We start from the raw sequence: 13,983 nt of genomic DNA on the forward strand, positions 1-13,983 counted from the left end.
AAACCCACTTAGCCAGGATCGGAGCGATAAATGGATACCAAGACCACCGAAAGTACGGGCAAGTGCCCGGTCATCCATTCGACTGCAGTAAGGACTAACCGCGACTGGTGGCCGAACCAGTTGGATCTTCGGGTTCTCCACCAGCATTCCCGCTTGTCAGATCCGATGGGCGAGGCGTTCGACTACGCCAAGGAATTCAAGAGCCTCGACCTCGATGCCGTGATCAAGGATCTCAAAGCGTTGATGACGGACTCGCAGGATTGGTGGCCGGCGGATTTTGGCCATTACGGGCCATTATTCATTCGCATGGCGTGGCACAGCGCCGGCACGTATCGCATCGGCGACGGGCGCGGTGGCGCCGGTGCCGGTCAGCAGCGTTTCGCGCCGCTCAACAGCTGGCCCGACAACGTGAATCTCGATAAAGCGCGCCGGCTGCTGTGGCCGATCAAGCAGAAATACGGCCGCAAGATCTCCTGGGCCGATCTCATGATCCTCACCGGCAACGTCGCGCTCGAATCGATGGGTTTCAAGACGTTCGGTTTCGCCGGCGGGCGCGCGGATGTCTGGGAGCCCGAAGACGACATCTATTGGGGGCCCGAGGGCACGTGGCTGGCGGACGAGCGCTATAGCGGCGACCGCGACCTCCAGGATCCGCTCGGCGCCGTGCAGATGGGTCTGATCTACGTCAATCCGGAAGGCCCCAATGGCAACCCGGATCCTATCGCTGCGGCACGCGATATTCGCGAGACGTTCAGGCGCATGGCGATGAATGATGAAGAGACGGTCGCGCTGATTGCCGGCGGTCACAGTTTCGGCAAGACCCATGGCGCCGGCGATGCGGCATTGGTGGGCGCGGCCCCGGAAGCCGCCGGCATCGAGGAACAAGGCCTCGGCTGGCAGAACAAATTCGGCACCGGCAAAGGCGGCGATGCGATCGGCAGCGGCCTGGAAGTCACCTGGACCACGACGCCGACGAAGTGGAGCAACAACTTCTTCCAAAACCTGTTCGGCTACGAATGGGAGCTGACCAAGAGCCCGGCGGGCGCGCATCAATGGAGGCCGAAAAACGGCGTAGGTGCCGGCACCGTGCCGGATGCGCACGACGCAGCGAAGCGTCATGCGCCCTCCATGCTGACCACCGACCTCTCCTTGCGGTTCGATCCCGCCTACGAAAAGATCTCGCGGCGCTTCCTCGAGAATCCCGACCAGTTCGCGGACGCCTTCGCGCGCGCCTGGTACAAGCTCACGCACCGCGACATGGGCCCGATCGCGCGCTATCTGGGTCCCCTTGTTCCGAAGGAAGAACTGCCGTGGCAAGACCCGATCCCGGCGCGCGAGCATGAGCTGATCGGGGAGCAGGACATCGCCGCCCTGAAGGCGAAAATCCTCGCCTCCGGCCTCACGGTCTCCCAGTTGGTCTCGACCGCCTGGGCGTCGGCCTCGACATTCCGCGGCTCCGACAAGCGCGGCGGCGCCAATGGCGCGCGCATCCGGCTCGCGCCGCAGAAGGATTGGGACGTCAACCAACCGGCTCAGCTGGCGCAGGTGCTGCAGAAACTCGCAGCGATCCAAAAGGACTTCAACGCCTCTCAGAGCGGGGCTAAGAGGGTTTCGCTTGCCGACCTCATCGTTCTCGGCGGTTGCGCTGCCGTCGAGAAGGCTGCGAAGGCCGGCGGGCAGGATGTGAAGGTGCCCTTCACACCGGGCCGCATGGACGCATCGCAGGAGCAGACCGATGTCGACTCCTTCACGCCGCTCGAGCCGACCGCTGACGGGTTCCGCAACTATCTGCGCGGCCGGCAGCGCCTGTCGCCTGAGGAGTTGTTGGTGGATCGGGCACAATTGCTGACGCTGACGGGCCCCGAAATGACGGTTCTCGTCGGGGGCTTGCGCGTCCTCGGCGCAAATGCCGGGCAGTCCAAGCACGGCGCCTTCACACAGCGCCCTGAGACGCTGACCAATGACTTCTTCGTCAATCTGCTCGATATGGGCACGGAATGGAAAGCGAGCTCGGACGCCAAGGACGTGTTCGAAGGACGCGACCGGACGAGCGGCAAACTCAAGTGGACCGGCACTCGCGCCGACCTCATCTTCGGCTCGCACTCGCAGCTCCGCGCCTTCGCCGAAGTCCATGCCTGTGCGGATTCGAAGGAGAAGTTCGTGAAGGACTTCGTGGCGGCATGGACCAAAGTGATGAACCTCGACCGCTTCGATCCAGCCTGATCTGAGCGCAAGCAGTCTTGCCGTTTCAAGACAAAGCCGCGGGACGCAAGTCCCGCGGCTTTTTCTTTGTCCATCCCCTCTCCCCCCGCGGGGGAGAGGGTTAGGGTGAGGGGGAACCGGCAGAGCAATGCGTCGATAGAGTGCAAGTCATCTCCGTCCGTTCCCCCTCACCCTCCCATTGCTACGCAATGGGCCCCTCCCTCTCCCCCGTTGGGGGCGAGGGTGGTTCGCCCTGTTTGACCCATTCAGCCGTGATGTGCTTCAGCTTGTCGGGGTTGCGCATCACATAGATGGCGGTGATCTTGCCATCCTCGATCGCGAACGACATGGTCTGCGGAAGCCCGTCGGTCTCGATCGTGGCAAAGCCCGGCATGTTGTTGACGCGGGTGAAGCGTACCGGCGGGAGGCCATAGAGCGGGAAGAGCTTCTGCCCGTAGCCGGCAACGAACTGAACCACGCGCGCGATACCCTCGAGGATATTGGTGGCCGCCGCCCGCTTGCCGCCGCCATCGGCATGGAAGATGACATCGTCGGCGAGAAGTTTTGACAGGCCGGCGACGTCGCCGGTGCGCGAGGCGGTGAAGAACGCCTGGGTGATGGCGCTCTCCTCCTCTTCGTTCACCTTGTAGCGCGGGCGGCTGCTGCGCAGATTCTTGCGCGCCCGCGCCGCGAGCTGCCGGGCGCTTTCCTCGCTGCGCCCGATCGTCTCGGCGACCGCCGGAAACCCCATCTCGAAGATATCGTGCAGCAGGAAAGCCGCGCGCTCGAGCGGCGAGAGCCGCTCCAGCGCCAGCATCATGGCCACTGAGAGATCGCCCGCTAGCTCCTCTTCCGGCGAGCTTTCATCGACAAGACCTTCGATCAAGGGCTCGGGCAGCCACTGGCCGACATAGGTCTCGCGCCGCATGCGCGCCGATTTGAGGATGTCGAGGCAGAGCCTGGTCGTGATCCGCGTCAGGAAGCTCCTGGGGTCGACGACCGTGCTGCGGTCGATCTTGTGCCAGCGCAAGTAAGCTTCCTGGACGACGTCCTCGGCCTCGGCATAAGAGCCCAGCATGCGATAGGCGATGCCCGCCAGATATTTCCGATAAAGCTCGAAATCCGTTTCCGCCATGACCGCCATCATACGCCAGGCGGCTTGGTTCCGGGAGGCGTGCGGAACGAAACCGAGATCCGGTTCCAGACATTGATGGTGCTGATGGCGAAAGTAAGCCTGGCCACCTCTTCCTCACTGAATTCCTCACGCACCGCGTCCCATTCCGCATCGGGCACATGCGTGTCGGCAAGCAGCGTCACGGTCTCTGTCCAGGCAAGCGCTGCCCTCTCCTTGGCCGTAAAGAAGTGCGGCGCCTCACGCCAGGCACTCAAGAGGAACAGCCGCTCCTCGCTCTCGCCATGGGCGCGCAATTCTTTCATGTGCATGTCGATGCAGAAGGCGCAGTTGTTGACCTGGGAGGCGCGTGCTTTGACAAGTAAATAGAGCTTCTTGTCGATGCCGCTCGCACGGACCTTCGTCTCGAGGTTCAGTACGGCCTGAAACAGGTCCTGATCGATTGCTTTTTGTGCCAGTCTCATGGGGGTCGTCCTTTTAGGGTTGTCACCCACAAGACGAGATGGCGGCGGCCTCTGTGACATGCCGGCCGAAAAATCTTCAGGCTTCCGTTAGGATATCTGAGGCGTCTCAGTAGCGCAGATAGGGTTGCCGCTCGACGAGCCACGCTTGTTCGTCGGGTTTGGTGAGCGCGTCAAGATCGTGCGGTGTTGCGGCCTTGTCGTCGACCCACTCTTTCAGGAGCGGGCTGCCGTTTATGATGTCGATGGCGAGCCGGCTTTCGTATTCGTAGGGAAAATCGCGCCATAGCGGATAATCCGGATAGAGGCGTCGGATCGTCTTGAACGCGAGCGTCTGGATGCGCCATGGCTTGAACGCCTGGTGATCGTAGCCCGGGCCTTCGGTGTGGATCTGCACGCCGTTGCAGAGCTTGCCGACATGTTTGTGGAAGGTCGGCTCGAACCAGACATCGCGCAGCGTGCAGCCCGCGAGCCAATGCGGCATCAGTTCCTGCATCTCGGCGACAAGGCGGCGCGCGTCGATGTCGGGCGCGCCGAACAGCTCGAGAGGCCGCGTCGTTCCGCGTCCCTCGGACAGCGTCGTGCCTTCGAGCATCACCGTGCCGGGATAGGCGCGCGCCATCCACAGATTAGGCGCGTTGGGACTGGGATTTACCCAGTCGCGCTCGCCGATCTCCCAGCCGAAACCGGGCGCTGCGTCGGGCTGCCAACCTTCCATCTCGATGATCTGATAATCGACATCGAACTTGAAGTGCCGCACGAACCACAGGCCGAGCTCGCCGAGCGTGAGCCCATGCCGCATCGGCATCGGGCCCGAGCCGACGAAGCTCTCCCAGCCGGCGCGGAGGGTCAGACCTTCAACGGGTCGTCCGACCGGGTTTGGGCGATCGAGCACCCACACCGATTTCTTGTGCTTCGCCGCCATCTCCAGGCAATTCCTGAGCGTGGTGATGAACGTATAGATGCGGCAGCCCAGATCCTGCAGATCGACAAGCAACACGTCGAATGTGTCCATCGACGCATCCGTCGGTTTGCGCACCTCGCCGTAGAGGCTGAAGACCGGAATGTCGTGGACCGGATCGCGGTGGTCCGGCGACTCGACCATGTTGTCCTGCTTGTCGCCGCGCAGACCGTGCTGCGGGCCGAAGGCGGCGGTGAGCTTCACGTCATTGCATGCGCCGAGCGCATCGAGCGAGTGCGTCAGGTCGCGCGTGACGGAGGCCGGATGCGCAAGCAGCGCCACGCGGCGGCCCTTGAGAGGTGCCCGCAATTTTGGTTCGGCGATGAGCCGGTCGATTCCGAATTTCATGATTCGACACGCTGGGGCAAGCTCAGGTGCAAAGCAATAGACACGCCGGCCGAAAATCTAAGCTTCCGCCAGAACACCCCCGGTCATCGGCTCAGGCGCGTCGGTCGTTCCCGGAAAGGTGATCGGCAGCTGCTTCAGGCTCCTCACCGCAAGATAGGCCCAGGCCTCGGCCTCCATGGAATCGCCGTTGAAGCCTGCCGCTTCGGCAGGGATGACGGCTTCCGGGCCAAGCCCCAGGCTCAAGCGCAAGGCCGCCATCAAGGCCGGGTTCTTGCGACCGCCGCCGCAGATCACCCAGCATTTGGGATCGGCCGGGAACCAGGCGCGTGACATGGCAACCGAGCGCGCAGTGAAGGCGGTCAAGGTCGCGGCACCGTCGGCCGGGCCCAGGCCTGTAAGGTCGAGACCGGCGAAACTATTGCGGTCGAGCGACTTGGGCGGCTTCTCCTCGAAGAAGGGAACGCCCAGGAACTGCGCCAGCACGGCCTCGTTCACGCGCCCCGAAAAGGCGAGACGGCCGTTGGTGTCGACAGGATTGCCCGTCATCTTGAGCGCCCAGTCGTCGATGAGCGCGTTGCCGGGGCCGGTATCGAAAGCGAGGAGCTCGCCATGGGCACCGACCCAGGTGACATTGCTGACCCCGCCGATATTGAGGAAAGCCAGCGGCAGCACTTCCAGGCTCTGCGCCAGCGCCCGATGATAGACCGGCACAAGCGGCGCCCCCTGCCCGCCCGTGGCGATATCGTCGGCCCGCAAATCATGCACCACCCGGATGTTGAGCCGCCGCGCCAGCAGCGGACCATCGCCCAATTGGACCGTCAGACGGCGCTCCGGTCGATGGATGACCGTCTGGCCGTGGAAGCCGATTACGTCGATATCCGCGCTGGTTAGGCCGAAATCCTGGCAAAAGGATTCAACCGCCAAGGCGTGCCACTCGGTGAGCGACCATTCGACCTCGGCGAGGCTGCCGGGCCGCTCGCGCCGCTCTTTGATCGCCAGCGCATCCTTCAAGGCATCCTTGAGGATGGCACGCTGCTCCGGGACGTAACGATAGGTGCGCGAGGGGCCGCGCTTCACCGTGTCCTCGCCATCCGTCTTGATGAGGGCGATGTCGATGCCGTCGAGCGATGTCCCCGACATCAGCCCCAAGGCGGTGTAGAGTTTTGACACACGCTTTTCCCGTGGTAAGAGCCCGCTTTCGCTAAATCCAGGCCCGTTCATGAGCAAGTTTTCGTCCGAATTCCTTAACACGCTTTCCGCCCGCGGCTACATCCACCAATGTTCCGATTACGACGGATTGGACCGGCTCGCGGCCAAGAACGAGGTCAACGCCTATATCGGCTTCGACTGCACCGCACGTTCGCTGCATGTGGGCTCGCTCGTCCAGATCATGCTGCTCTACTGGGCGCAAGCAACCGGCCAGAAGGCCATCGCGCTCATGGGCGGCGGCACCACCAGGGTCGGCGATCCGACCGGGCGCGACGAGAGCCGCAAGCTGCTCTCGGTCGAGGAGATCGAGGACAACAAGCGCGGCATCCAAAGCGTTTTCGCCAAGTTCCTGAAATTCGGAAACGCGCCTCAGGACGCCATCATGGTCGACAACGCCGAATGGCTGACCAGGCTCAATTACATCGACATGCTGCGCGACATCGGCCGGCATTTCTCGATCAACCGCATGCTGACGATGGATTCGGTGAAGCTCAGGCTCGAGCGCGAGCAAGAAATGTCGTTCATCGAATTCAACTACATGATCCTGCAGGCCTATGATTTCACCGAGCTCGCGCGGCGCTACGGCACCAACCTGCAAATGGGCGGCTCCGACCAGTGGGGCAATATCGTCACCGGCGTCGATCTCGGCCGGCGCATGGGCACGCATCAGCTCTATGCGCTGACGACACCGCTGATCACGCTCGCCTCCGGCGCCAAGATGGGCAAGACCGCGGCGGGCGCGGTCTGGCTCAATGCCGACATGCGCAGCCCTTACGAATACTGGCAGTTCTGGCGCAATACCGAGGATGCCGACGTGGTCCGCTTCCTCAAGCTCTTCACCACGCTGCCGCTCGCCGAGATCGACCGGTTGGCGAGCCTCGGCGGAGCCGAGATCAACGACGCCAAGAAGACGCTGGCGACGGAAGCCACCACCCTCCTCCATGGCCGCGAAGCGGCGGCCGAGGCGGCCGAGACGGCACGCCGCACCTTCGAGGAAGGTCTCGCCGCCGAAGGCCTCCCGACGATCGATGTGCCGGCGGCCGATTTCCGCGGCGGCCTGGGCCTGCTCAAGGCGCTCGTGATGGCGGGGCTGGCCTTGTCCAATGGCGATGCCCGCCGGCAGATCCAAGGCGGCGCCGTGCGCGTCAATGATGCCGCCGTGAGCGATGACAAGCTGCAGCTCACCGAAGCTTCGCTCAATTCCGACGGCGTCATCAAGCTGTCGATGGGTCGCAAGAAACACGTGCTGCTGAAAGCGTCTTAGTCGTATGGCCGCTTGAAGCGGTCGCGCGGTATCTCGGCAATGGCCATGATCTCGATCACCAGATCGGGATGATAGAGTCGGCTGATTTCCACGGTGGTGGTGATCGGAAAGGGCGCGGCAAAGAACTCCTTGCGGATATCTCCGGCCGCCATGAAAGCATCGATGTCGGTCGCATAATGCGTCAGCGATATGATGTCGGCCATGGTTCCGCCGACCGAAGCGAGGGCCGCCCCTATATTTTCCAGCACCTTGCGCAATTGCGCGCGCATGTCATTGCGGCCGACGATCTCACCAGCTTTGTCGAGAGCGACCTGACCCTTGAGATGGACAATTTGACCTGCGCCCTCGATCTTCATCATCGAGAACGCACCGAAGGGTTGCCAGATATCAGGCGGATTGAAGCTGTCAGCCATCTTCGATCTCCAAGACCGCGGCGACCGGCGCGAGCGTCAGTTGTTCCGGCCCCGCGGCCTGACGGGACCGTTGCTGGTGCCATATTCGAAGAACTTGCGCAGGATTCCGGGTGCAATGGCCGAGACCGGATTCACCTGGAAGCGCGGCCGGGACATCGTGCCTCCCACGGCATAAGTGAGGCCGAAGATGCCCTCGCCTTTGCCGCCGGTGAGGATGTCGCCCAGGATGGGCACTTCGCCGATCGCCGCATTGAGCGCATAGGCGGGAATGATCGTGCCGTCGATGTCGATGGCGCCATCCGTCTTGCGGATCAGGCCTTGCGCCGTGGCGCCGAGCTCCGGCCCCTTGACCAGCGTATCGCCGATGCGGATGAAACGCGTATCGCTGGTGAAGGGTAAGGTGAGCCGCGAAAACACCACGCCGCCCTTGCGCGGGCCGGTCTTCTTCGGCTTGCCCTTCTGATCGAGCTCGGCCAAGGCTGCCTCGTCGCGCACCTCGAAATCGCGCAAAGTGAGGCGGCCATTGCGCACCGACGCATCGGCGCCCGAGCCGAGCCTGGCGTTGAAATCGATCTGGCCGCCGGCGACCTTGGAATAGAGATTGGCGGCCCTGAGTGCTGAGCCCGCATCGCGGCCGGCGATGCGCAGATCACGCCCGCCATCCTCGGCGGGATTGATGCGGATGGTGATCGGCTGGCCGCTGACGAAAGTCCCGCTCAGAGCGGCGCGCTCGACATAGCCGTCGCGCAGCACGAAACTCCCGGCCACCCCGTTCACGACCTCGCCCCTATGCGCATAGACCTTGTCGACGAGCGCATCGACGATCAAGACGCCTTTCGCTTTGGACTCGCTATCGGCACGGTTGGCGAACAGCGAGCGGATCAGCGGCCGCGCATCGAAGCTTGCGCCATTGATCGAGACATTCGTTCCGTCCGCGCCGCGCCCAACCCGGACACCGAAACGGTTGTCATCGTCGAGGACAATGGTCGGGAACTTCGCTTCCGACAGGTTGCCGCTCTTGTCCACGCTGATCTGCCCCTTGAGCAGAAGGCCATCGCCCTTGATGGTGAGGTTGTCGATGCGCCCGCCTTTGCTCTCGCCTGGCAAATAGTCGAAGCTCGCCGTCGTCTTGGGAGACGGCGGACGCCACCAGTCTATGGCGGCCAGGCGAAGCTGCGCCTTGGATAGGTCGGCCTCGACCTTGATCTTGCCCATCTCATCGCGAAGATCCTGCAGGCTGACCTTGACCTTCACCGGTCCGTCGAGGAAGTCGTCGACCCTGGCGCCGACTGCCGCGCGCTCCTTGGCGTCGAGCTCGGTCTCGATGATGGCGTTCTGCGGGCTTTCCGCGCCGCCATCGCGCCACCAGGTGACTTTGGCGGCGATGCCATTGAGCTTGGCCGTCCCTTCCGCCCTGAACTTGTCTTCGGTGATATTGAGCACGATCGTGCCGTCGCTGAGATCGATGCCGTCGAGTGCGCCCTTGAGGTCGGCGTCGCGGATCCGGGCCACGGCTGACACTTTGACGTCGTCGCGCGCCACGACCTGCATGAGCGGCAGATGCAGGTCCATCGCCACGGTGGCATCGCCGGTCATGGCCCGTGCCTTGCTGCCGCTCTTGCTCACGAGATTCAGGGGGTCGAGGTCGAGATATTCGATGAAGGCCGGGACGGTGCCTTTGCCTTCGAGATGAATATCGACCGGCGTCATCGGCGCCAGCAGCGAGGTCATCTTGAGCGTGCCCTTGGCGAGATCGACCGTCTTGCCGGAAGGTACCTTGACCTTGCCCTTGTCGAGACGGAGCGCGAATGTGTCGCCGCCCAGCGTGCCCTCGCCCGAGGCTTCGCTGATCGGCGGCAGGCCCCCGAAATAGGTCGTGGTGACGCCTTCGAGACCGAAACGGGCCGAGATGGCCGCATCCGGGATGAGCTTGTTGTCGAGTCCCTGGGCCAAGGCGTCGACCGGAAGATTGATCGAGAACTCACCGTCGGTGACGCGGCCGGCGAGAATGTTCGTGTTGACCCAGTCGCGTGTATTCTGAGCGACGACCGGCGGCCACAAGCGCTTGAGGATCGGCGCCGATACGTCGCGCAGGCGCCCCGCGAGCCTGATGCCCACCGACCGCTCGCCACCGGTGAAGCTGCCGCGCAGCCTGATGCCGGCATTGCCGGCCATGATCACCGCATCCTCGACGTCGAAACGCGCTTCCCGCACCGAGGCGAGCCCAGAGAAATCCACCCGATCGATGGCGATCTCGTGGTCGAAATTGGCGCTCGGATCGAGGCTCAGATTGCGGGCGTTGATCTCGATCTTGAGCGCATCGAGGCGCCGGTCGGCCTCACGGATCGGGGTGATGCGGCCTGAGATCTGCGCCGGCGTGCCGCCGATGAGCAAGGTCGAATTGCTGATGACCATGCCGCCGCTCTTGGGATCGAAATCGAGCCGCAGCAGCCCCTCATCGACGGCGATCGGCTCGGCGATGAAGCCCGGCAGGCCGACTTCGCCGGCGGCGGCGGTGAATTCGGCCGAGCCGCTCAGTATGTCGGCGTCCTCGCTGACCTCCATCTCGATATGGCCCGAGAGCGGCAGCTTGACCTGGGCGAGCTTGGAGAGCGCAAAAATCTCATCGGCGATGTTCGCCGGCACCAGATCGTTGACTCGGGCGGAGACCGCGAATGACTTGCCTTCCCGCCGATAGCTCGCCGAAACCTCGGCGCGCCAGGGCTCACCGCCCGAGGCGATCGACGCCTCGGAGAACAGCGTGAAGCCATAAGGCATGCGCTTGAACGCAAGGCTGGCCTTGGGGATGTTGAAGCTGGTGGCGTTGATCTCATCCACCAGCTGGATGACGGCATCGCTCACCAGAATGCTGTCGAGGCTGGCGATGGTGGCGGTCGCCCGCTCGGCGCCCGGCATGTTGCCGCTCAGGAAATCGATGACGGTCGCCCCCTGAGTCTCCGGCGGAATCTGCTGCAGGCTGGTTTCCTGGTTGGATTTGCCGGCATCATTCTTGGGGCCGTCAGCTGCCTGATGCTCGTCGAAGCCGAGCTTGAAGCCGCCGCCGAGGGTGCGCCTGACCACGATACGTGGACCGATCAGCTCGATCTGCTTCGGCACAACCGTGCCGCTCATCAGCTCGCTGCCGTCGACGCCGATCGCCGCCTTGGGGGCCCGGGCGATGACCTCGCCCCGCGGATCGGTGAGCTCGACATTGCGCAGGCGGAAATGCGGCATGCCGGTATTGGCATCGCGCTCGACGAGCACGCCTTCGAGCCTGACCCTGAGGCCCCCCAGATTGGAGTTGATCCCGGATTGGATGCGGTCGCGCATGAAGTCGAGCGAGACCGGTCCCGTCATCAGCTTGATGAAGAGCGCACCGCCCGCGACGACAATGATCGCCGTCAGGGACAGGAGTACCAGCGCCGCCGTTTTCCAAAATCGCCGCAAACTGCGCAGCCCCGACTGAAGATTTCGCCTAATGCACCGTCACACGTCGACGGCTTGCGCCGCCCAATAAACCATCAGGGCCTGCCCCCTCCGGACGGCTTAATGACCGCTCCGGAACATTCCCCACCCGCCAATGCCTGCCGGTTCCGGCGGCCAGCACCACGGCGTCTGGCGAGATAAGCCCATCAATGACGGCCAAACAATGGCAGGTCGCAATTGCGCGGCCCTCCCCCATACTTATCTCAACCCTGGGCAGTTTCGAGGATTCTCTCGATTAATCAAGGCCCTCTTTGCTCATACCGATCACATCTGCGACAGGCCGAGACTGTGCCGGATGCGGTCCTGGAAATAGGCGACGCCCGCCTCATGCCGGGGCGACAAGGGGCCCGGCGAATAGGCGCCCGAGGCATAGTTCTTGTGGGTCTCGAGGCATATTTCGAAGTCCTCGCGCACGATGGCGAGATTGCGGGCGATCAGGTCGTCGCGCTCTTTGGCCTTCGCCTCGGACGTATCGGCGAAATAGAAATGATAGATGAGCTCGGTGCGGTCGGGACCCAAGGGGTTGATCCTGGATGTATTCATCCCGCCGTCGAACAGCGACAGGGTCCAGTTCGGCCACATCCACAGCCACTTGCCGCGATAGAACAAGCCGTCGCGCGGCGGCGCCGTCATGCGGATCAAGCCGTCATGGGCGGTGGTCTTGAACTGCTCGAAATCGATGGCCGCGAAGAACTGCGGGTGGATGCCCGGTATGTGATAGCCCTCGACGAAGTTGTCCGTATAGATCTTCCAATTGGAGTCGAACACCATGCGCTCGCGCCTGAGCGGCGTGTAGCTCTCGATCGGCTCTTCGGCGAGCTCGCCGACGACATCGGCCAATTGCTGCTCGAGCGTCACCTGGGGATCTATGGCGATGAACAGGAGACCCCGCCATTCGGCGACCGGGATCTCCGCCAGCCGCCAGTCGGTGAGCTTGAAATCCGCGTCCTCGCCGAACCACGGCACATTCATGAGACGGCCGTCATCGGCCCATACCCATTGATGATAGGGACAGCGGATGGTCGGGCAGCGGCCATTGCCCTCCTCGAGGAGGCGGGCGCCCCTGTGCCGGCAGAGATTGCGGAAACCGCGCAGCTTGCCGTCCTTGCCCCTGATGGCGAAGACCTTGTGGCCGGCGATCTCGACCGCGCAATATTCGCCCCGCTCCTTCACCTGCGAGACCGGTCCGAGTAATTGCCACGTCCTGGCAAAGAGTTCCGTGCGCTCACGGTCGTAGATCGAGGGGTCGATATAATAACGCGGATCGAGATTGAGCATGACACCTGCCTGATTAGTATTCTGGCAGGCTAACCCATTATTCCGCCGGTTGAAAAGGCCTCAAGCGATCAATCGATATCGTCCACCTGCGCCGGTCCGCCGCCATGCACGCGTTGCGCGAGCGAAGCGGCCATGAACTCGTCGAGGTCGCCATCGAGCACGGCGCCCGGATTGGTGCTGGTCGTGCCGGTGCGCAGATCCTTCACCAGCTGATAAGGCTGCAGCACATAGGACCTGATCTGGTGCCCCCAGCCGATATCGGTCTTCTTGGCATTGGCGGCGTCGATCTTTTCCTGCTGCTTCTGCAGTTCCATCTCATAGAGCCTGGCTTTCAGCATCTTCCAGGCGGTCGCCCGGTTCTTGTGCTGCGAGCGCTCGCTCTGGCAGGCGACGACGATGCCGGTCGGTATATGGGTGATGCGCACCGCCGAGTCGGTCGTGTTGACATGCTGGCCGCCGGCGCCCGAGGCGCGATAGGTGTCGATGCGGCAGTCGCTTTCATTGACCTTGATGTCGATCGAGTCGTCGATGACCGGATAGACCCAGATCGAGGCGAAAGACGTGTGGCGGCGGGCATTCGAATCATAGGGCGAGATGCGCACCAGGCGGTGCACGCCCGATTCGGTCTTGAGCCAGCCATAGGCATTGTGGCCCTTGACCTGGAGGGTGGCCGACTTGATGCCGGCCTCCTCGCCTGCATGCTCGTCGAGGACGTCGACCTTGTAATCATGCTGCTCGGCCCAGCGAATATACATGCGCAAGAGCATGTTGGCCCAGTCCTGGCTCTCGGTGCCGCCGGCGCCGGCATTCACTTGCAGGAAGGTGTCGTTCTGATCGGCCTCGCCCGAGAGCAGCGTCTCGATCTCGTGCTTGCCGACCTCATCCTTGAGGCCGATGAGCGCCTTCTCGGCATCCTTGACTATGCCCAAGTCGTTCTCGGCCTCGCCGAGCTCGATCAGGCCGGTATTGTCCTCGATCGTCTGCTCGAGGCGGCGCACCAGCTTGATCCGGCTTTCGAGATCCTGGCGCTTGCGCATGACGTCCTGCGCCACCTGGGGATCGTTCCACAGAGCCGGGTCCTCGGCCCTGGCATTCAGCTCGGCGAGCTTCTTCTGGGCGTTATCCCAGTCAAAGATGCCTCCTCAGCAGTCCTATGGACTGCTTCATCTCATCGACGAGATTGATGATTTCGGCGCGCATGACGTTATTCTAACAAGTTGATCCGTTTG

General features: G+C 63.1%; 10 protein-coding genes. 2 read left to right on the top strand and 8 right to left on the bottom strand.

Annotated elements, in window-relative coordinates; translation table 11 throughout:
• Window positions 1-30 precede the first annotated feature (30 nt).
• Window positions 31-2,223 (top strand): catalase/peroxidase HPI, encoded by a 2,193-nt coding sequence (gene katG, locus DS839_RS04530; RefSeq protein WP_119269087.1) that lies wholly within the window; start codon window positions 31-33, stop codon window positions 2,221-2,223.
• A gap of 181 nt (window positions 2,224-2,404) precedes the next feature.
• Here the strand turns inward: katG and DS839_RS04535 are convergent, their stop codons facing one another.
• The 4 genes from DS839_RS04535 to DS839_RS04550 form a co-directional block, all read right to left on the bottom strand.
• Window positions 2,405-3,337 (bottom strand): sigma-70 family RNA polymerase sigma factor, encoded by a 933-nt coding sequence (locus DS839_RS04535; RefSeq protein WP_368911175.1) that lies wholly within the window; start codon window positions 3,335-3,337, stop codon window positions 2,405-2,407.
• Between the two features lie 8 nt (window positions 3,338-3,345).
• Window positions 3,346-3,798, bottom strand: coding sequence for a carboxymuconolactone decarboxylase family protein (locus DS839_RS04540; RefSeq protein ID WP_119269089.1), 453 nt, complete (start codon window positions 3,796-3,798; stop codon window positions 3,346-3,348).
• 106 nt (window positions 3,799-3,904) lie between these two features.
• Window positions 3,905-5,104 (bottom strand): exo-beta-N-acetylmuramidase NamZ family protein, encoded by a 1,200-nt coding sequence (locus tag DS839_RS04545; RefSeq protein WP_119269090.1) that lies wholly within the window; start codon window positions 5,102-5,104, stop codon window positions 3,905-3,907.
• Window positions 5,105-5,161: 57 nt separating this feature from the next.
• Complete coding sequence (locus tag DS839_RS04550; RefSeq protein ID WP_438816496.1) at window positions 5,162-6,244, bottom strand: anhydro-N-acetylmuramic acid kinase; 1,083 nt, start codon at window positions 6,242-6,244, stop codon at window positions 5,162-5,164.
• Between the two features lie 79 nt (window positions 6,245-6,323).
• Here DS839_RS04550 and tyrS point away from each other — a divergent pair, with 79 nt between their 5' ends.
• Entirely contained in the window at window positions 6,324-7,577 is a 1,254-nt protein-coding gene (gene tyrS, locus DS839_RS04555) for a tyrosine--tRNA ligase (protein ID WP_119269092.1), read from the top strand.
• Here the strand turns inward: tyrS and DS839_RS04560 are convergent.
• The 4 genes from DS839_RS04560 to prfB form a co-directional block, all read right to left on the bottom strand.
• A complete protein-coding gene (locus tag DS839_RS04560) occupies window positions 7,574-7,990 on the bottom strand; it encodes a RidA family protein (RefSeq protein WP_119269093.1) in 417 nt (138 codons plus the stop codon). The genes tyrS and DS839_RS04560 overlap by 4 nt on opposite strands.
• A gap of 36 nt (window positions 7,991-8,026) precedes the next feature.
• Window positions 8,027-11,437, bottom strand: a complete 3,411-nt coding sequence (locus DS839_RS04565) for a YhdP family protein (RefSeq protein ID WP_119269094.1) — start codon at window positions 11,435-11,437, stop codon at window positions 8,027-8,029.
• 303 nt (window positions 11,438-11,740) lie between these two features.
• Window positions 11,741-12,754 carry an aromatic ring-hydroxylating oxygenase subunit alpha gene (locus tag DS839_RS04570; RefSeq protein ID WP_119269095.1) on the bottom strand — a complete coding sequence of 338 codons (1,014 nt, stop codon included), beginning with the start codon at window positions 12,752-12,754 and terminating at the stop codon, window positions 11,741-11,743.
• Window positions 12,755-12,822: 68 nt separating this feature from the next.
• Window positions 12,823-13,954 (bottom strand): peptide chain release factor 2 gene (prfB, locus tag DS839_RS04575; RefSeq protein ID WP_119269096.1). Its coding sequence is split into 2 segments (ribosomal slippage): window positions 12,823-13,884 and window positions 13,886-13,954, totalling 1,131 coding nucleotides; the frame shifts between segments, so codons are not numbered across the junction.
• Window positions 13,955-13,983 lie beyond the last annotated feature (29 nt).

Source organism: Taklimakanibacter deserti (assembly GCA_003574785.1).